Below are 24,419 nucleotides of genomic sequence, written 5' to 3'. Positions count from 1 at the left end.
AATTATGCGTGAAATTATTTTTGATACAGAAACAACAGGTTTAGATAAAGAGAAAGATCGCATAATCGAAATTGGTTGTGTAGAAATGGTTGATCGTTATCTCACAGGACGCCAATTTCATGTTTATTTAAACCCTGAAGGCGTTATTATTCCTGATGAAGTTGTAGCAATTCACGGATTAACCAATGAACGCTTGAAAAACGAGAAAAGTTTTAGTGATATTGTTGATGAATTTTTGGAATTTATCAAAGACGCGACAATGATTGCGCATAATGCGAGTTTTGATATTGGTTTTATTAATGCAGAATTAAAACGCGTCAACAAACCGCTTATCAGTGTTGATAATATTCTTGATACATTGGCTATGGCGCGGCGTAAATTTCCTATGGGTCCTAATTCTCTTGATATTTTATGCAAACGTTTTGGAATTGATAACAGCCATCGTGTTCTTCATGGTGCTTTGCTTGATGCAGAGATTCTAGCCGATGTTTATATTGAGCTCATCGGTGGAAAGCAAGGTGTATTGGGTTTTGATAACAGAAGGGGTATTGATGAACATATCCAGAACGATAAAGATACATCTTATGCCGTTAAAATTCGCCCGCAGGCTTTACCTTCAAGATTGAGTATGCAAGAAAAAAAGTTACACGCTGATTTTATCTACAAAATGGGTGAAAAAGCTCTGTGGAATAACTTCAAAATTCATGAATAACATCATCTTTTATCTAAAAGAGTCACGATTGAAATTAAAGAATATCGATGTCAAAAAAAAACGGTCGTTGTGGGGAGGGGAACACCACAACGACCCTGTCGCTACATCGTACCTCAGCTATCATAGGAGGAGCAAAATGAAAGCTATTAATCCTGTAACAGCAAAGAAAAGCTCTAGGTACTTAATATAAAGTGCAACGACTTCACGTCTTATGAAGAGAAAAAATGGCTTTTTAGAGGCAAAGTGAAAAAATATATAAGGGTAATTTGTTTTTTTAGCTGAAATGGAGAAAAAATTGTCATGAAAGCAACAGATCATCTTTTTTTGGTTGACGGATCAGGCTATATTTTTCGTGCTTATTATGCTTTGCCGCCTTTAAAACGTAAAAAGGATGGACTTCCTGTAGGAGCAGTAGCTGGTTTTTGCAATATGTTATGGAAATTACTTTGTGATGCTCGTAATACAGCTACGGGTGTTGTTCCAACACATTTTGCTGTTATTTTTGATTATTCATCTGATACTTTTCGGAAACAAATTTATCCTGAATATAAAGCGAATCGCGTTGAACCTCCTGAAGATCTAATTCCTCAATTCGCGCTAATACGCCAAGCAACGAAGGCTTTTAATTTGCCTTGTATTGAAAAGGAAGGCTTTGAAGCGGATGATTTAATTGCTACCTATGCAAAGTTGGCAACAAAGGTTGGGGCAAAAACAACCATTATTTCTTCCGATAAGGATCTTATGCAACTCGTAAATACGCATGTATCTTTGTATGATGGAATGAAAGATAAGCATATAGGTATCTCAGAAGTTATAGAAAAATGGGGTGTTGCGCCTGAAAAAATGATTGATTTACAAGCATTAATTGGAGATTCAACGGATAATGTACCGGGTATTCCAGGCATTGGTCCAAAAACTGCAGCTCAGTTGTTAAATGAATTTGGTTCTCTTGATCTTTTATTGCAAAACGTAACAGAAATTAAACAAACAAAACGACGTGAAAACATTCAAGCTTATAGAGAACAAGTTAAAATATCTCGTGAACTTGTCAGGCTTAAAACAGATGTTCCTATAGATAATGATTTAGATGATTTTATTTTGGAGCCACAAGATGGTCCACGTTTAATTGCTTTTTTGAAAGCGATGGAGTTTTCAACATTAACGCGTCGCGTGGCAGAGGCAACAACATGCGATGCAGCTGTTATTGACGCACTTGATATAAATGTTGAATGGGAAAAACTAAGCCCCAGGAATGATTCTGATATCAGGCATGATTCTGATATCAAGAATACTGAGCGCGCATCCCTTCATAATTTTTCTGAAAATTCTCCACAAGTTTTTGCACAAGAACGTAAAGATCAAGCGCTGACTCAAAAAATTACAAGAGATGCTTATACAACAATTCTTGATGAGGAAATTTTAAAAGACTGGTTATCACAAGCACAAGAGCAGGGTTTTTTCGCTTTTGATACTAAAACAACATCTCTTGATCCGATGCAAGCAAAGCTTGTTGGTTTTTCACTCGCATTACAGCCGGAAAAAGCAGCTTATATACCTCTTGAACATTTTGATGAAGGAGAAGAGGACCTTTTGAGGGGCGGGCGCATTGCTTCACAGATTGGGGCTCGAAAAGCTTTAGCACTTTTAAAACCGATATTAGAAGATTCAGCGGTGTTAAAAATTGGTCATAATATAAAATATGATTGGTTGGTGATGAAGCAATACGACATTATGATAAGCTCTTTTGACGACACCATGCTTTTATCATATGCTTTTGATGCTGGAATGTTAACCCATAATATGGATGATTTGTCTGAACGTTGGCTTGAGCATAAACCAATTGCCTATAAAGATTTAACGCATAACGGGAAAAAAATTACTTCTTTTGCACAAGTAGATTTAAAACAAGCAACCCTTTATGCGGCGGAAGATGCTGATATAAAGCTACGTCTTTGGCAAGTATTGAAACCGCAACTTGTTGCTCGTGGAATGACAAAAATTTATGAGCGTCTTGATAGACCTCTTGTAGAAGTTCTTGCAAGAATGGAAGAACGGGGGATTCTTATTGATCGGCAGATTTTATTGCGTCTTTCAGGAGAGTTGGCACAAGCTGCTTTGATTCTAGAAGAGGAAATTTACAAACAAGCTGATGAAAAGTTTAATCTTGCTTCGCCAAAGCAATTAGGGGATATCCTTTTTGGCAAAATGGGATTGCCTGGAGGCGCTAAAACAAAGGGTGGACAATGGTCAACTTCTGCACAGACCTTAGAAGAGTTGGCTGCTGAAGGTCATATTTTACCGCGTAAAATTATTGAGTGGCGTCAACTTTCAAAGCTAAAATCTACCTATACAGATGCCTTGCCTTCTTATATTTTTTCAAAAACAGGGCGAGTTCACACGAATTATTCTTTGGCAATAACATCAACAGGTCGGTTATCATCATCAGAGCCAAATTTGCAAAATATTCCAGTGCGAACTGCTGAAGGACGTAAAATTCGAACAGCTTTTATTGCTCCCAAAGGACATGTGTTACTTTCTGCTGATTATAGTCAGATTGAGTTGCGCATTCTTGCACATATTGCGGATATAAAAGCATTAAAAGAAGCTTTTGCTAAAGGGCATGATATTCACGCTATAACGGCATCACAAATGTTTGGTGTTGCGATAGAAGGAATGCATTCAGATATACGACGGCGTGCAAAAGCGATTAATTTTGGTATTATTTATGGTATTTCAGCTTTTGGATTAGCCAATCAATTGGGAATTTCACGCCAAGAAGCGGGTCGTTATATTCAACTGTATTTTGAAAGATTTCCAGGAATTAAAGATTATATGGAGAAGACCAAAATCTTTGCACGTGAAAATGGTTATGTAGAAACAATTTTTGGACGTCGTATCCATTATCCAGAAATAAAAGCAAAGAATGTAAAAATTCGTTCTCTTAATGAGCGGGCAGCTATCAATGCTCCAATTCAAGGTTCTGCGGCCGATATTATTCGCCGCGCTATGATACATATGGAAGATGCTTTAAAAGCAGAAAAACTATCAGCAAAAATGTTGCTGCAAGTTCATGATGAACTGATTTTTGAAGTACCAGAAGAAGAAAGTAAAAAAACCATGACTGTTGTTAAAAATGTTATGGAAAATGCTACAATACCGGTTCTATCTTTATCTGTACCGCTTGAAGTAAAAGTTATGACGGCTCAAAATTGGGATGAGGCACATTAATTTTTTTATTTATTTTTAAGAATATTGATTGCGTTGGAAAGATTAAGATAGGCTTTGATAGGCAAATGATCTGAAGCAATGCGTGCAAGTGGTGAATAATGATTTTCAATACTTGTTACCAATTGGTGGGGAAAAGAAAAAACTCTATCAAGGGCTAACAAAGGAAAACGAGAGGGAAAGCTTGGTACAACTTCAAAAGTGCTATCAAAATAGGGAGAAAAATGATTTAAAGATGAGCCTTTTCCCATTCGCCATTCATTAAAATCTCCTATGAGGAGTGTAGGCATAAGGGGGCGTTTTTGGAAAATTTCAAGGAGCATTTTTGTTTGTTGTTTACGAGAGTAACGTAATAAGCCAAAATGAGCCGCAATAATACGAATAGGGCCTGCTGCCATTTCCAACTCTACAATTACAGCCCCACGTGGTTCAATACTAGGAAGAGTGACTTGTAAAGTATCACGTACATATCCCTTTCGCAAAAAAAGAGCATTCCCATGCCAACCATGGCCATGAGGTGACATAGTATTAAGAGGTACAGGAATCAAACCGGTTTCAGCTTTTAATAGCTGAAGATTAATCAAACCGATGCGTTCCCCAAAACGTTTATCTGCTTCTTGAAGAGCAAGGATATCAACTTGTAATTCAGTAATAACACGGACAATTCTTGTAGGATTAAAAACTTTATCAACACCTACACATTTATGCACATTATAGGAAGCAACGGTCAGATCATAATTACTATTTTGATTGACGATGTTTGATTGATGATGAGAGCGGCTGTGAATTGTATTTAAAAAGGAGCTATGGAGTTTTTGTTGGATAAAACCGGTAAACCAAGGGAATTTTTGCTTATAAGGGATTTTTGTCATTTTGCGAAAAGAATAGTTTCTAAGAAGCAGAGGGTAAAGATTTACACTAAAAACAAAAGAACCTTGTTTCTTTTAGAAACAAGGTTCTTTAATTAAGTAATGATTTTTGCAATCAATCACGGTTTGAGCCAAGAAACTGTAGCAAGAAGACAAACATATTGATGAAATCAAGATAAAGATTCAGCGCGCCCATAATAACTTTACGTCCTCTGGTATCGCTTTCATCTCCTTCATAATACATCAACTTAATGCTCTGGGTATCGTAGGCTGTTAAACCAGCAAAGATAAAAACACCAATCACAGAAATAGCAAACTGCAAAGCGCTTGATCCAAGAAAAATGTTCACAATCATGGAAAGCAACAAGCCGATCAATCCAATGAATAAGAATGAACCGATTGCTGTGAGATCACGCTTTGTTGTGTATCCATAAAGTGAAAGAGCTCCAAAAGTTGCGGCGGAAATGACAAAGGTTTGCACAACACTTTCTGTCGTATAGCGCAAAACGATTGAAGACAGTGAAAGACCAACCAGAGCAGCATAACCAAAAAAGAGACTACGAGCAGCATTTGTGCTCAATGTATTAATTTTAAAACTGAGAAATAAGACTGCTATGAGTGGTGCAAACATAACAATATAAGAGAATGGCGATGTATAAAATGTTACTCCAAATGGTGTTAGATAAACACTGCTATTGATTTGAGCTGCTGCTTGGCTCATATCTGTTGTCGTTGCTAATGATACAATTGCATAAGCGGCAGCAGCTGTAATAAGCAAACCAATGGCCATTGCATTGTAGACACCCAACATATAGTCGCGTAATCCCTGATCAATTGATGCATCGGCATGAGAAGCAGGTGCCGAACGTAAATCTTTAAAATTAGCCATAATATAAAATCCTTTAGCATATGTTCTGTCAGGTATAGGGCTTTAAAGGTGTCTCTGTCATTACACAGATAAGCTTGGTATAAGCCTTAATTGGGCAAATACAAAAACCCTTAAGAATCACTGACAGAATTCCAGCATATATGCTCTTATTATGGAGATTTATTTAAAAATTACAAGAGATTTATATGAAGAAGGAACCTTACAAATTGGTAAGGAAATAGTTCATTTTAATAAAAAATATTTCCATTTTTTGCCATATTTTTGCAAGATAAAAAGACTATACTTAAAAACTTTTCTATTTTCACAGAAACTATGTAATACAATCCCTTATAAAATATTCACTATTTTTGCGTTTATGAGAAGAGCGGCAAGTATCATCACACTATTTTCAACCTCCAATATTGCATCTGTTTTGCACGGTTATAAGAGCTATTGAATTGGATTTTTATATAATATATTGATGTATAATGATAAATTGTCTTTTTGAATGCTAAATGATACTCCGAATATCGCAAGATTCTCTGGTTGAAAATCTGTTCATATTAAATCAATCAAGATTATTGACTTGTGTCTTGCAAGAGACATTGTTTTAATGGATTCAACATGAACAGATTCCAAATAAAAGAGATTTAGGATAGTAAGGGCTTTTATTCAATATGAAAAACGGTAATTTATATTTATAATCAATATGTTGCTTTAACAAGACACCATTGAAAATAGTTGAAAAAATGTTTTTTATTAAACAATATATAAAATAAAAAAGGAAAGTTTTTAAACGAAGCGCTTAAGAAAGGCTCTGTAAAAGCGATATCTGTAAAAACTAAAAAACGTACGAAAATCAATTGTTCTAATCAAATAAACAGAACTTCAAATGCTGTGAAATGTCTCCTCAAAAATTGTGATGTAGGACACATGGATAAAAAATATTGATTCTATTTGAGTTCATTTCTTTTGCACTAACTAAGTGTAGAAATGTAAAGTTTAAAAGAAAGTAAGATCTTATAGTCCCATGAAGAGAAACACGTGAAATGACGAGCAACAAGAATTGATTAAGAGAAATCAATGCGTAATCAGACTTGTGACGGTCAATAATCTCTGTTTTCTAAGGCACTGAACATATCAATGAGAAGATGTACTATTGGAATGACGCCTTGCTTTCATCCAAGTACGCAATTCTTCAATAAGGATGGCAATAACACCGAGAGTGATAAAACTATCTGCAAGGTTGAAAATAGCAAAATAAAAAATATCATCAATATGAAAAAGTATATAATCAGTGACATGATGAAAGCGAATACGATCAATGAGATTGCCGATGGCTCCCCCAATAATAAGAATAAGGCCAAAGCACATTAAAGACTTATTATATTCAGTATTTTTCCATAACCATAAAAGAAAGATAATCACAATGATCGTGATGGCGATGATTCCCCACTGAGAAAAGGAAGAAAAAAACGAAAATGCAATGCCAGAATTGCGCACATGATAAAGGGAAAGAAAAGGAATAAGCGAAATTTCTGTTCCTAAAGGCATATTGTGCATAACCCAGTATTTGACAGCTTGATCAAGTACTACTGTAAAAGCCAAGCCCAAGAGAAGAAAAGGGAGTGATTTACGAATCATGTTTTTCCTCACATGGTTCCAGTATTAAATAGGGGCGACGGATTTCATAAAGCATAACAGCTGTTGCTACAGCTAGATTAAGCGAGTCTGCTCGTCCGCTTTGTGGAATACGCGTAAGTTTATCACACCGATTCGTAAGAAGATCTGATAATCCCTGTTTTTCATTCCCCATTAAAAGGATAATAGGGCCATTTTTGAAGTCAAGTGTGCGATAATCCAGAGAACCTTTGAGGTGTGTTCCAACAATCATACCTTTAAAGTGAGAAGACCAGTTTAAAAAGCCGTTTTCATCAAAACGATAAAGTGGTACAGAGAAAATAGATCCCATGGTTGCGCGGACTGTTTCAGGCGAGAAAGGGTCTGTTGTCTCGCCAATTAAAATAACACCTTTAGCACCTACAGCATCAGCGGTTCGAATAATGGTACCAAGGTTTCCAGGATCACGTACACGATCAAGCGCGATGTAAACATCTTTAATCTGCCCTTTTATCATTTCAAAAGAGTGCCATTTTTGCTTGAAAATACCAATAACTGTTTGTGGATTATCGCGTCGGGTAAGTGATTCCATAACCTTTTGTGAGGCTTTAATAACAAAACCACCGTTGGCTACAGCACGTGCGGCAGTATTTTCGATAGTAGCATTACCGATTTCACTTTTAGAAAAAATAAGCGTCTGTATTGTCCAGCCAAGATTGAGAGCATCAATGACCAATTTCAATCCTTCTGCCATGAAAAGACCTTCTCTATTACGGTTTTTCTTTTGGCTAAGTGCTTTAAGATTTTTTATGATGGGGTTGCTAAGAGAGGTAATTTCTTTCACTCTACCAGTTTTGGGTCTACACATATTCAAGCAATCCAACGGCTAAAAAGAGAAGTAGAAAGAGCACGTCCTGCAACTTCTTCACGCAAAATGAGTTCTCCTGATTCGACCGTACCACCAAGATTTACAAATGCATCACGCATTAAAGCATGAAGTGCAAAGAAGGAAGCACGAATAGAATAAGCCGTAAGGACAACAGAGAGCGGTTTATCAGAGAGAAGTTTACGACAATTTGTGATCATAGCGGGTAAATGATCAAACAGTTGCCAAATTTCACCATGGGGTCCACGCCCATAAGCAGGGGGATCAAGAAGAATCATATCATAGCTTTTCTTACGACGCAGTTCACGCTCGACAAATTTCATAGCATCATCGCAAATCCAGCGAATAGAATGATCTGGTAATCCTGCTCTTTCTTGATTAGCTTTTGCCCACGCAATGGCTTTTTTAGAAGCATCAACATGGGTAACATTCGCACCCGCTCGTGCTCCAATCAAAGAGGCAATACCTGTATAGCCAAAAAGATTCAACAATTTTATAGGGCGTTCGGCTTTAACAATTTGTTCTTCCATAGAGCGCCAATGGGCATCTTGTTCAGGAAAAACCCCCACATGACGAAAGGAAGTAAAACGGCCTAGAAAAGACAATCCATTCCAAGCAAGAGCCCATGTTTCATCAAGTGGCTTTTTAGGAAAATGCCAACGCCCAACCCCTTCTTCATCAAGGTTTCCTGTGAAAATAGCATCAACATCAGCCCATTGTTTTTGTGGTAAAGCGGGTTTCCATAGTGCTTGACCTTCTGGTCGAATAATGCGGTAAGCTCCATAACGTTCTAATTTTTGTCCATGACCAGAATCAATGAGAGCATAGTTTTCGCTTATACCCGTTTCTAAAATAAGGGGCAGCTTTTCCTGCGGATATCTATTGTTATGGGAGGATTGAAAGCATTGTGCGGGCATGTTTTGTATCATGGTATATGAGGTATAAAAATATATTATAAAGCTCTTAAATGTTTCGTAAAAGTGCAAAAAAGCTAAAGTCAATTAAAACATGTATAAAAAAGAAAAAGAGCGCTTTTAACTCTGTACTGAATATAAAATACTAAAGAGAAAAGATTTCATTTAAATACCATTACACAAGATTTGTGATAGATGTTTTCAATTTTTCAATCTCAGCTTCACTTTTTTTGAGAGCTTTTTTGTATTTGTGATAGGAAAACCAACTGATCAGATTTCCTAATAAAATACCAAAACCAAAGAAAATAAAGAGCCATATAAAGAGGGGAGCATGATAAGTAAAACTTTCAGGATTTGCTCGAAAAGGATCAAGGGTTAACGGAACCATTTGACGATTAGCCACGATAAAAACAATCAAAACCGCTGCGAGAATCACACCGATACTTGTTAGAAGAATACGTTTAATTATCATAAGTTTCTCACTGATTAAGACGGTCGCGTAAATCCTTGCCAGTTTTAAAAAAAGGAATCCACTTTTCTTCAACAGAAACGGCTTCACCTGTTCGTGGGTTACGTCCATTACGGGCTGAACGGCTTTTTACAGAAAAAGCTCCAAATCCACGAAGTTCAACGCGATTGCCATTTGCAAGTGCTGTTGCAATTTCCTCAAAAATAGCGTTTACAATATTCTCCACATCCCGTTGAAAAAGATGCGGGTTATGACGAGCGATAATTTGTACAAGCTCTGATTTTACCACAATAGCCTCACTTTCACACAAAAAAATTTTGTAATTGTGCACTCCATGCATATTACAATATATAAACGGATAAAAGCAAAATAAAATCAAGAAAAAACAAATTGCAAGAAACAAAATTTGAAAATACCTTCTATAAAGGGTATACAGATTAAAAATGCGGAGGATTTAAGAGATCAGGAGAGTATGTCCGTACACAATCATTATAAAGCCTTTTCAACGCAATCATCTTTTGGAGATGTTTTAAAAAAAGCATCCCGTCATTCGCGTCGCATTAGCATATTAAAAATTTTTTTACCTCTCTTAGCGTTGATTTCAGCGCTGGTTTTTTGCTGGTTTACGTTTTTCTTGGTTCCCGTTACTTCTGATTCTATGCCTTTGAATAATGGAGAAAGTGGCGTGATGAATTTGACGATGCTCAATCCAAAATTAGAAGGGTATACGCGTGCTCATGAACCTTATTGGCTTAAAGCAGAAAAGGCATTTCAAGACCATACACGCGCTGGAATGATTGGGTTGCAAAACATTACAGCTAGAGCGTTTATGGGCCAACAACGACAGGTTTTTCTCGTCGCACAAGGGGGGGTTTACGATAACATTAATGGTTTTTTACAGTTGGATAAGCCATTCACGATTACGACGAATGATGGGATGATGGTACGATTTATGTCAGCTAGTATTAACTTATCCGAGGGACAGTTAAAAACAGATCAACGTGTTAATATTCAGCAAGCCGGTTTGAATCTTGCCGCAAACGCCTTACAAATTCGAGAAAAAGGAAAAAACATATATTTCCATGGTGGTGTGCATTTAGTGCTTCAAAAGCAATAACGCAATATCAATACAAATCTTTAAAGGATATTTATAAAGAGAAGTATGTGTATATACAAACAGAAGAATTGAAATAATGAAATCGTACAAAAGATGGATAGGTGTGATGTTAGCTTTTAGCATGGGAATGTTAGGAGAAGGAGCAGTTTTAGGATATGCTGAAGTGGCTCATTTTGGAATAAGTCTATCAAGCGATAAAGAACCGGTAGAACTTCATGCAGATTCTTTGGAAATACGTGATAAAGAAGGGATAGCGCTTTTTAAGGGTGATGTTTCAGTGGTACAAGGTGAACGTCTTTTAAAAACGGCAGAATTAGTTGTTTACTACGATAAAGCATATAAAGAAATTGATAAAAACAAGGAAGATACAAAGGCATCATCTGTTTCTTTATTTGGTTCGTCGAGTATACAAAAAATGGAAGCTTTAGGAAAAGTTTATATAAAAATTGCTACGCAAGTTGCTACGGGTGATAAAGGTGTTTTTGATGGAAAGTCAAAAATGATGAGTTTGACAGGGAATCATGTTGTGTTAACTGATGGTGACAATGTGGCAACGGGGTGCAAACTAACGGCAAATATGGAAAGCGGAAAGGCTTTTTTAGAAGGTTGTGAGACGCCTAAGAAAAAAGGTCGTGTTTCTATTATTTTAAAACAAAATCAAAAGAATGGCCATTAAGATTTCATGTTTGGAATCAAAAGAAAAAAACAGACCGATAGGTATAATCTTGAAAGTGAAGCTTCAAAAAATCCCTTAAAAGGGACCTTGATTGCCAGTAATTTGATTAAAGTTTATCGAGGAAGACGAACTGTTAATGGTGTTTCTTTTGGCATTCGTACGGGAGAAGCCGTTGGCATTTTAGGGCCCAATGGGGCAGGTAAAACAACTTGTTTTTATATGGTGACAGGGCTTATAAAATCTGATGGAGGATCCATTAAAATTGATGGATTTGATATTACGCATCTTCCGATGTATCGACGTGCGCGTTTAGGTATTGGATATCTTCCACAGGAAGCGTCTATTTTTCGTGGTCTTTCAGTAGAAAATAACATTAAAGCTGTTTTAGAGGTCGTTGAAAAAGATCGCCTTAAACAACGTGAAGAGTTAGATAGCCTTTTACATGAATTTAAAATTGATCATTTACGTAAAATGTCTGCACTTTCGTTATCTGGAGGTGAACGTCGGCGACTTGAAATTGCACGCGCTTTAGCTTCTCGTCCCCATTTTATGTTACTTGATGAACCATTTGCAGGAATTGATCCTATCGCTATTTTCGATATTCAACAACTTATTCGTCATTTAACGAGGCGTGGCATTGGTGTTTTAATAACGGATCATAATGTGCGTGAGACATTAGGGCTTGTCGATCGCGCTTATATTATTCATACAGGGCGGGTGTTAGTTCACGGTTGTCCTAACGATATTATCAACAACGTTGATGTACGCAGAATTTATTTGGGAAATCAGTTTTCTCTTTGATTTTACAGCTTTCACGAGTTTCCATTTAAGTTTAACCAAACATTATTACTGAAAATTTCCTTATTTATGCCAAAACTTCTTTTATGACTATAACCTTAATGTTGTTATTGAGTGGTGAAAAAGGCTTCATCATTAGAGGTTAGTTTGTTGTTTTATAAGTTTAGCTTACTCATAATTGTATCATAGATAAAGATATCACTAGATTAACGTGATAATGAGTGATAAACGAAGCTCTCAATAAATGCGTGTGTTATTGAAAGGTAAGAGATATTTATCATATTTTTCTCTGTCGAATCAAAAAATATATCGATGATGCTGTTTTAGGTATTTTGATGGGAGCACCGGTTTATATATTGCGGTTATTCAATAGGAGTTGTCGTATTTTATTGGTTTATATCGCCTATTTGAAAATAGGAGCTTGGCTACAGATATCAGGCTAAATCTATAAATCTTTTAAAATAATCATTAAATTTCTAAAAATCTTTATATTCTTGTTATAAGTCGATGTTCAAGCTATACAGTAATTTTCAAAGTAAAGGTCCATTTTGCTCAGTATGCTTTTCATCTTAATTTAAGGGCTCATTGTTTAAAGAAAGAAAAACTCTGATGGCGGATTATACATCAACTCTTATGACAAGTTTAATAAGTTTATGAATAATGGCCTTTTCTAGAGTCGTAAGGAAATTAACTTTATGAACAACTTCATTTGTTTGGTTTCTCATGCCGTTAATGATGATCCGAATACTATTTATTATTGTTTTAGAAGTGATATGAGATGTATTGAGCCATCACCCATTATAAATTGAAAAGTAAAAACACATGCGATGTTGCGAAAAGTGAAAGAACATTAAGTATCTATAGCGTTTATAGGTTTATTGATGAGCATTTTAGCGTGTAAGAGGAAAATTAAAGTATGAATTTGAGTGAGTTAATAGCACCGGAAGCGATCATTCCGGCTCTTAAGGCTAATTCGAAAAAACAGGTTCTGCAAATTTTAGCCGAAAAAGCTTCCAAGCTAACAGGTCTTAGTGAACATGTGATTTTTGATGTTGTTTTACAACGCGAGAAGCTTGGTTCAACGGGTTTGGGTGGAGGTATTGCGATTCCTCATGGAAAATTACCTGATATTAATCGGATCATTGGTATATTTGCACGTCTTGAAAGTCCTGTTGATTTTGAAGCTCTTGACGACGAACCTATAGATCTCGTTTTTCTCCTTTTAGCACCTGAAAATGCTGGTGCAGATCACTTAAAAGCTTTATCACAGATCGCACGTGTTTTGCGTCACACTGATGTTGTACAAAAGTTGCGCAGTACGCATAATGCCAATGCGCTTTATGCTTTATTGATTCAAACTTCAGAATCAAATGCAGCTTAAAAGTTATTATGAGCGTATAAATTGCGAGGTATGCACTACAGAGCGTAGGAAATAATATAATTTGCATCTTAAGACTAATAACAAAAGGTTATGTCATGAGATTTAAGAAAATTACTTCTAATTGAACCTTCTTTTTAAAGAGTAACCAACAAAAACGAAGGGCTTTTCCTTTCTTGTTCTCGTATATTAAAGCATCTAATTATTATGTTCGTGGATTCTTTTATCCTGTTATACTGTAAAAACACTATCATTTGAGATATGGTGAGATAAATTCTGTAAGTCTTCTTAATATATTAAGTGCTTTTAGAGTGCGTGGTAAATATTTTTAAACAGGACTTGTCTGTAGAGCCTTTAGTTAAGTGAATCACATGAGTGGGAAGAAAAGAGGAGATCGCTCGACAAGAATCCAAACTTTTTCAGTCCAGATTGGATTAAGAATCTTCGTCCTTTGAAAGCGGGAAAGAAATCAACAGAAAAGTTTATTTGTGCATTGAATTTTTTTGTAAGTTGAGTTTGAGTGTTTAGGGATAATATTTTAATGCTCAAGAAGAAATAAGAGATATATTGTATCTTCAGTATAGCAAGATATTGATTTTAAATATAATTCACTATTTCGCATGTTAGATGAGAGATCCGAATATTGTAAAATTCTCTCATTCCAAACTTGTTTATGTTGAATCAATCAAAACCATTTCCTTGCACGTTGTAAACGGAATTAGCGTGTGGATAAAAACTGTACAAGAAAGGGGTAAAAATGCTTCTTATGAATCGTCTCAAGTATTGAGGGTTGCAGCAAAACATTGGGAGCTGGAAAATAGTGTTATGATGCCAGCTTTCTTCTTCACAAGTGGAGAGATCAACTATTTTATAGATATGATTTAGATGTCTGCTGTTGTATAGAGCTCATGCTAAAGAACAATTTTGTACGGTAAGAATGAAAATTATACCTTTAGGTTGGGTGAAAGAGTTTTTATGCATAGGAAGATTTATTTAAGTGTCTTTAATTGATTAAAATATTGTTTAAAAAATGGTAATGTTAGAACTGCTATAGAAAAAAGTTTTATATTTCTTTTTATAAATTACTTAGAAATAAGATAAGGAGACTTTCCCAAAGAATTCTTAAGAAGTTTTTTATAACAGAAAGAAAAATATCGTCTAATACATTAAAATAATACGATTAAGCTATTATAAGTTACTAAAATCATTTTAGAAATTAATAATTGGAGATGAAATATATAGGGAAATAAGATCAAAAGAAACAAAGTTGTATGTGATTATTGAGATAGAATCTAAATTCTTTATGTTTTATTATTAATACCTTGATAATATTTTATTATTTTTACAAGGTCTTTTGAAGGTTGAGAAAAAGTGTTATCGGGACGATATTGAATACGAAATATGAATGCACTATAATGAGTAAAAGGTGGAGTATTTTGCGAACATAAATGTATTGAATGCATAAAGTCGAGAAGTGATATTCGTAAGGCGATTAAGCTTTTTTGCGGGGAGTCTGGGGTGTGTTTTCAAAATTTTGCATCAGATTGCTTGTGATATAAAGAGTATGGTTTATTTCTTAATAGTGTGATGGTATATTTTCATCTCGTTTTGAAGTTCTATAGCTTAAAGAAATCGTTTTTTATACAAAAACGAAATAAGTAGCGTAAAATGAAGATGTTATTTTTTAATGTGGTTATTGAATAAGAAGTTTATTTTTTGGTAACGATTAAAAGGTCATAATGAAACGTAGAAATCTATTTTGATTAGTTTGAAAATATTTCGCTTATTGAAGGAATTAGGACAATAACACATGAATGTCGGGGAGTTTTTGTTGAATTTTTCCAATGAAGAAAATCTTGTTAGAGACTAAAGAAGTGAGCTAAATGAAGATGTTTGAAAAGACTGTTATTGCTGCATCTGTAATGGTTTTTGTTACAGCAGGAGTGGCATATGCACAAACGCCAAGCCGTTTAAATCAATTTGAAGCGTGGGGAGCCTATTCTTATAAATCGCCCAAAAATACGATTTGCTATGTGTTATCGGTACCTTTGAAGGCTCTTCCAACGACAGTTAATCATGGTGATAATTTTTTCTTGGTTACCAAGCGTTCTCATTCACCTATTTCGTTTGAACCGCAGTTTATGGCTGGTTATACCCTTCAAGAAGGGTCGAGAGTGACAGTGACCATTGGAGGTAAGGATTTTGATTTTTTCACGAAAGATTCCTCAGCTTGGCTGGCGTCATCAGAGCTAGAAAAGCAGCTTGTTTCTGCTATGCGTGCTGGAAGCAATATGACAGTGCAAGCGATATCAAAACGAGGAACGCATACCACTTATACTTATTCCTTAAAAGGGGTCACTGCTGCATTAAATGCAGCTCAAAAGTGCCATTAAGGTTTCGATAACTCTAAAATAGTGATGTGAATTGGAAAGCAATGGCCATTTCTTATGACCTTAGACCAGTTGGTTCATGTTTTGCACGAAAAACAGATAATGTGGTCGTGAAGGAGAGTTCTAAGCTCTCTTTAATTGGTTTGTCGCAAGATGAAATGATGCAAGCTTTAAAGACAGTTGGTGTACCAGAGCATCAAACGCGTATGCGTGTGCGTCAGCTTTGGCATTGGCTTTATGTGCGTGGTGTTTCAAATTTTGATGAGATGCTGAATATTTCTAAAGCAATGCAAGAAACACTTAAGTGTCATTTCTCCATTGCGCGCCCAGAAATTGTTGGAGAACAAATATCAAAAGATGGTACGCGTAAATGGCTCTTACGTTTTCCTGCACGTGGAGCTGGAAGGCCTGTTGAAATTGAAACGGTTTATATCCCTGAAGAAGGACGTGGTACTTTATGTCTTTCATCGCAAGTAGGGTGTACGTTAACCTGCTCTTTTTGCCATACGGGAACGCAGATGCTTGTTCGTAATCTGACCGCAGAAGAAATTTTGGCACAATTATTGGTTGCACGTGATTGTTTGGGTGATTTTCCTGATAAGAATACCCCTGATGGAGTAATTGTTCCCATTGAAGGACGAAAAATTACCAATATTGTTATGATGGGAATGGGAGAACCTCTTTATAATTTTGAAGCTGTTAAAAAAGCTTTATTGATTGCCTCTGATGGCGATGGACTTTCTTTATCAAAACGTCGAATTACGCTTTCAACTAGTGGAGTTGTTCCTGGAATTATCCGAACTGGAGAAGAAATTGGTGTTATGTTAGCAATTTCACTCCACGCAGTACACGATACACTAAGGGATATGCTTGTTCCCATTAATAAAAAATATCCGCTTGCTTTACTAATGGAGGCTTGCCGTAATTATCCTGGTCTTTCCAATGCAAAACGAATCACATTTGAATATGTTATGCTGAAAGATATCAATGATAGTTTAGATGATGCTAAGCGATTGATTCAGTTATTGAAAGGGATTCCTGCTAAGATTAATTTAATCCCTTTTAATCCGTGGCCAGGGAGTAATTATCAATGTTCTGATTGGGAGCAAATCGAGCGTTTTGCTGATGTCGTTAATCAAGCGGGCTATGCTTCTCCTATTCGGATACCGCGTGGACGCGATATTTTAGCTGCATGTGGACAGCTTAAATCAGCTTCAGAGCGCTTACGTAAATCTGAACGTTTACGACTTGAAAATGCCATTGGTCATTAGGTAACGCAATTTTCAGCGATATCGAGGCCTATACTTTTTTGTTTGTAATTTAATATCCAAACTTCATGCGATGGCATATGTGAGACAGAGATTAAGATGGATAAGTGCTAGACGAACAGTTTCAGCGTTTATATGCTAAATGGGGTAAGAGATTGTCTATAGTCTGTTTACATAATCTCTGAAATAAGAAGGAAACCTAATTTAGAGGGAATATGAGGTCTTAAGGATTATAACTAATTTCTACCTTATTATCATACTCGTTAATTCGGTTTTATGTCTTTTAAAAGCATCTACGGTAATATCTTTTAAAAAGTGGAGATTGTGCACTGCCTCATGCTTTTGTTTATTATTTTCTTAAATAAGATCACGCATCACAAGCAAAACAGAGGATCTAAAATATAAATACCATTGAGTTATCCATTGATATGTTTTTTAAGTATCTCTTAGTACACTCTTCATATCACGATAATGCTTGTGAGGAGTATAGCAAAAAGCTTCTGTAAATGTATTGTACTCCTACACCTTTATGTTTAATAAAGGTGTAAATTGATACCACCATTCTATTTTTCAGCTCCCAATGTTGTAACAGCTTTTAGTACTTGAGATGGTTTATAAGAGGTGTTTTTATTCTTTTCTTAGATAGTTTTTATCCATACGAAAACTCCAGCTTCTCTTGTGATGTACAAAGGAAAGGTATTGTTTTATCCAAAACAAACAGGTTTGAAATGAAAAAATCTTATAATATTTGTTTTTTTTATTTAAATTAAAAGCGATACATTACACGTATAAATCAATGTTTTGTAACCACAAGGAGATGGAGGGCAAAGCTGGTAAAAGTACCAGCAATAAGCCAGTCGAGAAAGCGAATATAAAGAGGGTTCTTTTTGAGAGTTTTGGTAAGTTTATGCGCTGTAAAAACGATTGCAATTGTAATGGGGAAAGAAATAGGAATATAAGAGAGTCCTAAAAAGAGCAATTTTTGTGTTGCCATAGGATCATTCGCATTGATAAATTGTGGTAAGAATGTCGCGTTAAAGAGTATAACTTTAGGATTGAGAAGATTAATTCCAATACCAGCAAGATAGTTACGTTTAGCGCTTTGAGATTTAGAAGATGTCTGTTCAAAGGAAAAAGTGGGGTTTCTCCGTAAAGCTTGAAAGGAAAACCATAAAAGATAAAAGGCGCCAACAATTTTCAGAAGAACAAAAGTATGTGGTGCAGCAAAAATAAGCGCTGATAAGCCAAGTGCTACAGCGGTAACCTGAATGGCAAACCCTGTTGCACTACCCAAGGCGCACATAATTCCAGCTTTTTTGCTTTGTGTAATGGTTCGTCCTACAGAAAGCATCATATCTGGTCCTGGAATAAGTGCTAAAATCAACGATGCTAAAGCAAATTGTACAACAATAGACCACTCCGGTAGAAATGACACGTAAATCTCCTTTTATTTTTAAGCAGTGTTCACTATTTATACTTTGAGGCACCTTTATTTACGCTTTTTGCGTCTTTTTAATGTTGCTTAAAAAGAATTTATTTTTATATTTCTTGCATCGTTTTGATTTTTAGGTAGAAATAAAAAAGTAGCTCATATAGAACGTTAAAATGAAAAAGTGGCAAAATATTAGAAAAGTTGTTTTGGCTTATTCAGGTGGATTGGATACGTCAATTATTCTTAAATGGTTGCAAAGTGCGCTAGGTGTTGAAGTTGTAACTTTTACAGCAGATTTGGGGCAGGGGGAAGAGCTAGAACTTGCTCGTCGTAAAGCTGAAATGCTAGGTGTTAAAGAGATCTACATTGAAGATTTGCGCGAAGAATTTGTGCGTGATTTTGTGTTTCCGATGTTTCGAGCCAATACCGTTTATGAGGGGACTTATCTTTTAGGAACATCAATTGCACGTCCACTTATTTCAAAACGCCTTATTGAAATTGCTGAGGAAACAGGGGCAGATGCCATTGCTCATGGAGCAACAGGAAAAGGCAATGATCAGGTACGCTTTGAGCTTTCCGCTTATGCGCTTAATCCTGATATAAAGATTATTGCTCCATGGCGTGATTGGGATTTTAAGAGTCGGACAGATCTCTTTGAATTTGCTCGTATTCATCAAATTCCTGTAGAAAAGGATAAGCAAGGTGAAGCGCCTTTTTCAGTGGATGCAAATTTATTGCATTCTTCATCAGAAGGAAAGATTTTAGAAGATCCAGCACTTCCTGCTCCTGAATATGTCCATATGCGTACTCTTTCGCCGGAAGATGCTCCAGATCAAGCAACCAGAATTACTCTTGGCTTTAAAAAAGGCGATGCTGTTTCAATCAATGGAAAAAATTTATCACCTGCAACTTTACTTGCAGAGTTAAATCATTATGGGCGCGATAATGGTATTGGTCGGTTAGATTTGGTAGAAAATCGCTTTGTGGGTATGAAATCACGGGGTATTTATGAAACACCAGGTGGAACCATTCTTTTGACGGCTCACAGAGCTATAGAATCTTTAACGTTAGATCGTGGCGCAGCTCATTTAAAAGATGAATTGATGCCACGTTATGCAGAACTCATTTATTATGGATTTTGGTTTTCGCCGGAACGTAAGATGTTGCAGGCAGCTATTGATTTATCTCAAGAACATGTTGAAGGTGAAGTCACGTTAAAGCTTTATAAGGGGAATGTAATTATTGAAGGGCGCCAAAGTAAAAAATCACTTTATTCCAGTGAGTTAGTAACTTTCGAGGATGATCAAGGTGTTTATGATCAAAGAGATGCAACTGGTTTTATTAAATTAAATGCTCTACGTTTGCGTACATTAGCAATGCGTCATCAAGGTGATAAAGAAAAGAAATAGAAAATTACGGTGACAAGTGTAATATGGATTAGTGCTTTTGTATGAAATGCCTAGTTTAAGCATTTTTCTGTTGGTTTTTACCGTTCTTTCGTTCAATACTAGAAGCTTATCTTCTGCGCTAATAAATATAATAAGCAAAACCCATGATAATAATAGCAATGAAGGCTTCGATAATCAAAACAGGTCAATTTTGCTTTATAATATTGAATGTTTTTGATTTTTATCAGAACAAAATATGTTTATAACGAGGGCGGTTTTTGTATAGTGACTTAAGAGTATAAAGAAATTTTCATCTTTTTGCTTGCTATTATTGACGAATAAATTCAAGAACCATACACCCTATTTTGAAAGAGTGTAATTTTTAGGATAAATAATGATGCGTGATCAGTGTGATACCCTCAACCTTACGCCTGAATTAAAAGATGCAGCTTCTCAATCGAGAACTTGGCCATTTGAAGAAGCACGTAAGATTATCAAACGGTATGAAAAAACGGGTTATCCAGACAGTGTGATATTTGAAACAGGTTATGGCCCTTCTGGTTTACCGCATATTGGAACTTTTGGGGAAGTTGCACGTACAACCATGGTGCGTCATGCATTTCATATTCTCACGGAGAATAAAGTAAAAACAAAATTACTTTGTTTTTCTGATGATATGGATGGTTTGCGCAAGGTTCCTGAGAATGTGCCTGATCGCGAGAGGATGGAACATTATCTTGGTCAACCGTTGAGCCGTGTACCCGACCCTTTTGGAGATGATTATCCTTCTTTTGGAGCGGCAAATAATGCGCGGTTACGGGCTTTCCTTGATCGTTTTGGTTTTGATTATGAATTTGCAAGTGCTACGGATTATTACAATTCCGGTCGTTTTGATGAAACACTTTTGAAAATCCTTGCCTGTTATGACAAGGTTATGGCAATTATTTTACCAACATTAGGTGAAGAACGGCAAGCGACCTATTCACTCTTTCTACCGATTTCTCCCTTTTCTGGAAAAGTATTACAGGTACCGATGATTGCGCGTAATGTTGAAAAAGGGACTGTCACTTATATTGAACCTGAAACAGGAGAAACCATAGAAACAGAGGTTACGGGGGGCAAAGTTAAGTGTCAGTGGAAGGTAGATTGGGCAATGCGTTGGACAGCACTTAGCATTGATTATGAAATGGCCGGAAAAGACCTTATCGATTCCACAAATCTTTCTTCTAAAATTTGTAAAGTATTAGGTGGAACCCCCCCAGAAGGATTCAACTATGAGCTCTTTTTAGATGAGAAAGGGCAGAAAATTTCCAAATCCAAGGGAAATGGCTTAACCATTGATGAATGGCTTACATATGCCCCAACAGAGAGTTTAGGGCTTTATATGTTTTCAAAACCTAAAACAGCAAAAAGGCTTTATTTTGATGTTATTCCTAAAGCTGTAGATGAATATTATGCTCATCTTTCTGCTTATGGTCGTCAAAGTTGGCAAGAACGGCTTAGTAATCCTGTATGGCATATTCATAATGGTTGTCCACCGCAGGTTGATTTGCCTGTATCCTTTGCGATGCTTTTAAATTTGGTAAGTGCTTCAAATGCGGAGAATGCAGAAGTTCTTTGGGGTTTTATTTCTCGTTACGCTAAAGAAGCAAATTCACAAACTTATCCAGAACTTGATCAATTGGTGAAGTTTGCCATTAAATATTTTGATGTTTTTGTTAAACCAAACAAGAAATTTCGTATACCAGATGATAGCGAACGAGCAACATTAGCACAAATTGATGAAAAATTAGCTCATTTACCTGAAACTGTTGATGGCAACATATTACAAAATATGCTTCTTGATGTTGCAAGGTTAACGGAACGCTATCAAGATCATAGCAAAAAAAGCCCTGAAGGTGGGCCTGGTGTTTCTAATGTTTTTTTTCAAATGTTGTATGAAGTCCTTCTTGGACAAGAGCGAGGTCCACGATGGGGATCATTTATAGCGCTTTATGGGATTAATGAAATGCGTGCACTGATTGCTGAAACACTTGCACGTCCTGTGGAGGAATAATGGAACGAAGAGTGCAGGAAGTAAAGCGACGCCGTACATTTGCAATTATTGCTCACCCAGATGCGGGGAAAACAACATTAACAGAAAAGCTTTTATTGTTTGGTGGTGCTATTCAACTTGCAGGAGAAGTAAAAGCCAAAAAAGATCGTATTCAAACCCGTTCTGATTGGATGAATATTGAGCGTGATCGTGGTATTTCCGTTGTGACTTCGGTGATGACGTTTGAATATGAAAATCATATTTTTAATCTCCTAGATACTCCAGGACATGAGGACTTTGCGGATGATACGTATCGCACTCTCACAGCTGTTGATAGTGCTATCATGGTATTGGATGGGGCACGCGGAATTGAGCCAAGAACACTGAAATTGTTTGAAGTATGTCGGATGCGGGATATTCCTATTGTTACGTTTATCAATAAAATGGATCGTGAGGCACGTGATCCTATAGAGCTTTTAGATGAAATTGAAGAAAAGCTTGCTCTTGATACCGCGCCTATAACATGGCCAATTGGTACGGGTAAAGATTTTGTTGGTACCTATGACCTTCATCATAATCGTTTTCGTCAAAAAGATGATGAGATAACACAGCAAATAGTTTCAAATCCCAGAGAGGTTGTCCATTTACTCCCTGAATATCAACGTTCCACTTTTATTGAAGGGGTAGAACTTGCTCAAAGTGTTTGCAAGAATTTTGATCTTCAAGCTTTCCGTGAAGGTCATATGACTCCGGTTTATTTTGGTTCAGCTTTACGAAATTTTGGTGTTCGTGATTTGATCAATGCACTTATTGATTTTGGTCAAAGTCCTCGTGATCAAAGTGCAGATCAGCGCAATATCATAGCAACTGAACCTAAAATGACGGGATTTGTTTTTAAAATTCAAGCGAATATGGATCCTAATCATCGTGATCGTATTGCATTTTTTCGGGTATGCTCGGGAACACTTGAACGTGGTATGAAAACAAAGTTGGTCCGAACAGGAAAACCGATGACACTTTCGGCTCCACAATTTTTCTTTGCGCGTTCGCGCCAAATTGCTGATCAAGCCTATGCTGGTGATATCGTAGGAATCCCTAATCATGGAACATTGCGTATCGGCGATACTTTGACTGAAGGAGAAGATATCCTCTTTAAGGGAGTACCAAATTTTGCACCAGAGATTTTGCGTCGTGTTTGTTTGGGCGATCCAATGAAAGCAAAAAAGCTCAAAGAAGCTTTGCAACAAATGGCTGAAGAAGGGGTTGTACAATTGTTTATTCCTGATGATGGGTCGCCTTCTCTCATTGGTGTTATTGGTGCTTTGCAAATTGATGTCTTAAAAGAACGATTAAAAATAGAATATTCTTTGCCAGTGAATTTTGAGTCTGCGCGCTTTAATTTATGCCGTTGGATTTCAGCGCAGAGCAAAGATGAGTTGCAAAAGTTTCTCAGCAATCACCGCTCTGCTATTGCGTATGATTTAGAAGGTGATCCAGTTTTTTTAGCGGAGAACCATTTTTCATTAAATTATGAAGCAGAAAGAGCTCCTAAGATAAAATTTTCTACTTTTAAAGATTATCAAGTACGCTCTTAAAATAAAGAAAAATCTTTTCTACAATAATTTGATTTATAATGATAATTTATCGTTTTTTATATGGGAACAATCAAAATCATTTGTTTAAAAATCATAAGTAGGATTGGTGTGTGCGTAAAACACTTGAAGCAAGAAATACAATACCTCTTATAGATCTTCTCTATAGCCAAGAGCTTTCAAAATATTGGGTGAGGGTAAAAATGATGATGGTGGTTATAGCGTTATGATGTAATGATGGTGGTGTGTGATGTATCTCATCCCATTCACGGAAGTTTACGTTATACTATTCATTTATATTATTTACGGGATGACATGACGAGGTAAGATCAAGTACAATGGAAAATGTCCCTTTAAAAACAAACATATAAAATTGCAACATAATGATATTTTTGGGCATTCTATTTTGCATAAGGGATGTAATTCTAGCAAGATAGAGGCTTGCACGATAAACTTTCGCAAAACTCTCTCCCTCAAAGTAATCTGTTTGCGCTGTGAAATGTGGAAATATTTTTTTTCCAAGCTTTTTATGGGATTCTAAAATATTATTTATGAAACTGATTTTTTAAGTTTTGCAATATCATGATATCTATTTTTTTCTGAAAGTGATGGAGTATGTAAAGGATATTTTTAGATTGAACTGTATAAAAAATACGGTAAATTTATTTATTATTAAAAGAGTTACAGCGCACTGGTACCTCTAGAACCTTTTAAAACTTTAATATTTATTTTTATATTACCTATTTGAGTTAGAGAATAAACTGTAGCCAATTCTACGTTGA

At 36.1% G+C, this 24,419-nt stretch carries 20 protein-coding genes; 11 read left to right on the top strand and 9 right to left on the bottom strand.

Translation table 11 applies throughout. The annotated features are described in order from the left end of the window. Nucleotides 1–4 precede the first annotated feature (4 nt). Together dnaQ and polA are read left to right on the top strand one after the other, a co-directional pair. Nucleotides 5–712, top strand: coding sequence for a DNA polymerase III subunit epsilon (dnaQ, locus tag ACFILO_RS00765; RefSeq protein WP_375629128.1), 708 nt, complete (start codon nucleotides 5–7; stop codon nucleotides 710–712). Nucleotides 713–1,012: 300 nt separating this feature from the next. After that, nucleotides 1,013–3,940 carry a DNA polymerase I gene (polA, locus tag ACFILO_RS00760; RefSeq protein WP_375638144.1) on the top strand — a complete coding sequence of 976 codons (2,928 nt, stop codon included), beginning with the start codon at nucleotides 1,013–1,015 and terminating at the stop codon, nucleotides 3,938–3,940. A gap of 5 nt (nucleotides 3,941–3,945) precedes the next feature. Here polA and ACFILO_RS00755 read toward each other — a convergent pair whose 3' ends face one another. From ACFILO_RS00755 to ihfB, 7 genes are all read right to left on the bottom strand, one after another. Then, on the bottom strand, nucleotides 3,946–4,809 hold the full coding sequence (locus ACFILO_RS00755; RefSeq protein WP_375612773.1) for an endonuclease/exonuclease/phosphatase family protein: 864 nt from the start codon (nucleotides 4,807–4,809) through the stop codon (nucleotides 3,946–3,948). Between the two features lie 112 nt (nucleotides 4,810–4,921). Continuing rightward, nucleotides 4,922–5,695 (bottom strand): Bax inhibitor-1/YccA family protein, encoded by a 774-nt coding sequence (locus tag ACFILO_RS00750; protein WP_375611347.1) that lies wholly within the window; start codon nucleotides 5,693–5,695, stop codon nucleotides 4,922–4,924. 1,119 nt (nucleotides 5,696–6,814) lie between these two features. After that, entirely contained in the window at nucleotides 6,815–7,318 is a 504-nt protein-coding gene (gene lspA, locus ACFILO_RS00745; protein WP_375612774.1) for a signal peptidase II, read from the bottom strand. After that, nucleotides 7,308–8,162 (bottom strand): TrmH family RNA methyltransferase, encoded by an 855-nt coding sequence (locus ACFILO_RS00740; RefSeq protein ID WP_375611349.1) that lies wholly within the window; start codon nucleotides 8,160–8,162, stop codon nucleotides 7,308–7,310. The genes lspA and ACFILO_RS00740 overlap by 11 nt, the downstream gene beginning before the upstream one ends. A gap of 2 nt (nucleotides 8,163–8,164) precedes the next feature. Further along, the gene (locus tag ACFILO_RS00735) at nucleotides 8,165–9,097 is read right to left on the bottom strand and encodes a class I SAM-dependent methyltransferase (RefSeq protein ID WP_375612775.1); all 933 of its coding nucleotides are present in this window, start codon (nucleotides 9,095–9,097) and stop codon (nucleotides 8,165–8,167) included. A gap of 172 nt (nucleotides 9,098–9,269) precedes the next feature. Further along, complete coding sequence (locus tag ACFILO_RS00730) at nucleotides 9,270–9,566, bottom strand: LapA family protein (RefSeq protein ID WP_375677703.1); 297 nt, start codon at nucleotides 9,564–9,566, stop codon at nucleotides 9,270–9,272. 7 nt (nucleotides 9,567–9,573) lie between these two features. Further along, on the bottom strand, nucleotides 9,574–9,852 hold the full coding sequence (gene ihfB / locus ACFILO_RS00725) for an integration host factor subunit beta (protein ID WP_273790186.1): 279 nt from the start codon (nucleotides 9,850–9,852) through the stop codon (nucleotides 9,574–9,576). Nucleotides 9,853–10,035: 183 nt separating this feature from the next. On the opposite strand from ihfB, the gene lptC reads away from it, so the two are divergent. The 6 genes from lptC to rlmN all read left to right on the top strand — a co-directional run bounded on the left by lptC (nucleotide 10,036) and on the right by rlmN (nucleotide 17,193). Next, nucleotides 10,036–10,680: an LPS export ABC transporter periplasmic protein LptC gene (lptC, locus tag ACFILO_RS00720; protein WP_375677702.1), complete on the top strand. Its 645-nt coding sequence runs from the start codon at nucleotides 10,036–10,038 to the stop codon at nucleotides 10,678–10,680. 76 nt (nucleotides 10,681–10,756) lie between these two features. Further along, nucleotides 10,757–11,356 (top strand): LptA/OstA family protein, encoded by a 600-nt coding sequence (locus ACFILO_RS00715; protein WP_375612778.1) that lies wholly within the window; start codon nucleotides 10,757–10,759, stop codon nucleotides 11,354–11,356. 6 nt (nucleotides 11,357–11,362) lie between these two features. Further along, nucleotides 11,363–12,157, top strand: a complete 795-nt coding sequence (gene lptB, locus ACFILO_RS00710; RefSeq protein WP_012754448.1) for an LPS export ABC transporter ATP-binding protein — start codon at nucleotides 11,363–11,365, stop codon at nucleotides 12,155–12,157. Between the two features lie 913 nt (nucleotides 12,158–13,070). After that, a complete protein-coding gene (ptsN, locus tag ACFILO_RS00705; protein ID WP_375611353.1) occupies nucleotides 13,071–13,535 on the top strand; it encodes a PTS IIA-like nitrogen regulatory protein PtsN in 465 nt (154 codons plus the stop codon). A 1,886-nt stretch (nucleotides 13,536–15,421) separates the two neighbouring features. After that, entirely contained in the window at nucleotides 15,422–15,925 is a 504-nt protein-coding gene (locus tag ACFILO_RS00700; RefSeq protein WP_375632169.1) for an invasion associated locus B family protein, read from the top strand. 41 nt (nucleotides 15,926–15,966) lie between these two features. Beyond that, nucleotides 15,967–17,193: a 23S rRNA (adenine(2503)-C(2))-methyltransferase RlmN gene (gene rlmN, locus ACFILO_RS00695; protein ID WP_375677701.1), complete on the top strand. Its 1,227-nt coding sequence runs from the start codon at nucleotides 15,967–15,969 to the stop codon at nucleotides 17,191–17,193. A gap of 790 nt (nucleotides 17,194–17,983) precedes the next feature. Here the strand turns inward: rlmN and ACFILO_RS00690 are convergent. Continuing rightward, on the bottom strand, nucleotides 17,984–18,625 hold the full coding sequence (locus ACFILO_RS00690; protein WP_375612781.1) for a LysE family translocator: 642 nt from the start codon (nucleotides 18,623–18,625) through the stop codon (nucleotides 17,984–17,986). A 170-nt stretch (nucleotides 18,626–18,795) separates the two neighbouring features. On the opposite strand from ACFILO_RS00690, the gene ACFILO_RS00685 reads away from it, so the two are divergent. The 3 genes from ACFILO_RS00685 (at nucleotide 18,796) to ACFILO_RS00675 (ending at nucleotide 23,640) form a co-directional block, all read left to right on the top strand. Then, complete coding sequence (locus ACFILO_RS00685) at nucleotides 18,796–20,031, top strand: argininosuccinate synthase (RefSeq protein ID WP_375612782.1); 1,236 nt, start codon at nucleotides 18,796–18,798, stop codon at nucleotides 20,029–20,031. Nucleotides 20,032–20,404: 373 nt separating this feature from the next. Further along, the gene (locus ACFILO_RS00680) at nucleotides 20,405–22,066 is read left to right on the top strand and encodes a lysine--tRNA ligase (protein ID WP_375677700.1); all 1,662 of its coding nucleotides are present in this window, start codon (nucleotides 20,405–20,407) and stop codon (nucleotides 22,064–22,066) included. After that, complete coding sequence (locus tag ACFILO_RS00675) at nucleotides 22,066–23,640, top strand: peptide chain release factor 3 (RefSeq protein WP_375677699.1); 1,575 nt, start codon at nucleotides 22,066–22,068, stop codon at nucleotides 23,638–23,640. The genes ACFILO_RS00680 and ACFILO_RS00675 overlap by 1 nt, the downstream gene beginning before the upstream one ends. A gap of 542 nt (nucleotides 23,641–24,182) precedes the next feature. Here ACFILO_RS00675 and ACFILO_RS00670 read toward each other — a convergent pair. Beyond that, nucleotides 24,183–24,299 carry a type II toxin-antitoxin system RelE/ParE family toxin gene (locus tag ACFILO_RS00670; protein ID WP_375645451.1) on the bottom strand — a complete coding sequence of 39 codons (117 nt, stop codon included), beginning with the start codon at nucleotides 24,297–24,299 and terminating at the stop codon, nucleotides 24,183–24,185. Between the last annotated feature and the right edge of the window lie 120 nt (nucleotides 24,300–24,419).

It is taken from the genome of Bartonella sp. AP72JLCBS (assembly GCF_042195705.1).
Lineage (GTDB): Bacteria > Pseudomonadota > Alphaproteobacteria > Rhizobiales > Rhizobiaceae > Bartonella.
Note: the sequence above shows the minus strand (reverse complement) of the source record. Positions and strands in the feature narration are given on the sequence as shown.

Excerpts from the sequence above, each read along its gene's own strand:
- ACFILO_RS00730 (WP_375677703.1), bottom strand. The coding sequence starts at position 9,566 with ATGATAATTAAACGTATTCTTCTAACAAGTATCGGTGTGATTCTCGCA.
- ACFILO_RS00755 (WP_375612773.1), bottom strand. The coding sequence starts at position 4,809 with ATGACAAAAATCCCTTATAAGCAAAAATTCCCTTGGTTTACCGGTTTT.
- ACFILO_RS00685 (WP_375612782.1), top strand. The coding sequence starts at position 18,796 with ATGAAAAAGTGGCAAAATATTAGAAAAGTTGTTTTGGCTTATTCAGGT.
- ptsN (WP_375611353.1), top strand. The coding sequence starts at position 13,071 with ATGAATTTGAGTGAGTTAATAGCACCGGAAGCGATCATTCCGGCTCTT.
- ACFILO_RS00715 (WP_375612778.1), top strand. The coding sequence starts at position 10,757 with ATGAAATCGTACAAAAGATGGATAGGTGTGATGTTAGCTTTTAGCATG.
- lspA (WP_375612774.1), bottom strand. The coding sequence starts at position 7,318 with ATGATTCGTAAATCACTCCCTTTTCTTCTCTTGGGCTTGGCTTTTACA.
- dnaQ (WP_375629128.1), top strand. The coding sequence starts at position 5 with ATGCGTGAAATTATTTTTGATACAGAAACAACAGGTTTAGATAAAGAG.
- ACFILO_RS00680 (WP_375677700.1), top strand. The coding sequence starts at position 20,405 with ATGATGCGTGATCAGTGTGATACCCTCAACCTTACGCCTGAATTAAAA.
- ACFILO_RS00735 (WP_375612775.1), bottom strand. The coding sequence starts at position 9,097 with ATGCCCGCACAATGCTTTCAATCCTCCCATAACAATAGATATCCGCAG.
- lptB (WP_012754448.1), top strand. The coding sequence starts at position 11,363 with ATGTTTGGAATCAAAAGAAAAAAACAGACCGATAGGTATAATCTTGAA.
- lptC (WP_375677702.1), top strand. The coding sequence starts at position 10,036 with ATGTCCGTACACAATCATTATAAAGCCTTTTCAACGCAATCATCTTTT.
- ACFILO_RS00750 (WP_375611347.1), bottom strand. The coding sequence starts at position 5,695 with ATGGCTAATTTTAAAGATTTACGTTCGGCACCTGCTTCTCATGCCGAT.
- ACFILO_RS00740 (WP_375611349.1), bottom strand. The coding sequence starts at position 8,162 with ATGTGTAGACCCAAAACTGGTAGAGTGAAAGAAATTACCTCTCTTAGC.
- rlmN (WP_375677701.1), top strand. The coding sequence starts at position 15,967 with ATGGCCATTTCTTATGACCTTAGACCAGTTGGTTCATGTTTTGCACGA.
- ACFILO_RS00700 (WP_375632169.1), top strand. The coding sequence starts at position 15,422 with ATGTTTGAAAAGACTGTTATTGCTGCATCTGTAATGGTTTTTGTTACA.
- polA (WP_375638144.1), top strand. The coding sequence starts at position 1,013 with ATGAAAGCAACAGATCATCTTTTTTTGGTTGACGGATCAGGCTATATT.
- ACFILO_RS00675 (WP_375677699.1), top strand. The coding sequence starts at position 22,066 with ATGGAACGAAGAGTGCAGGAAGTAAAGCGACGCCGTACATTTGCAATT.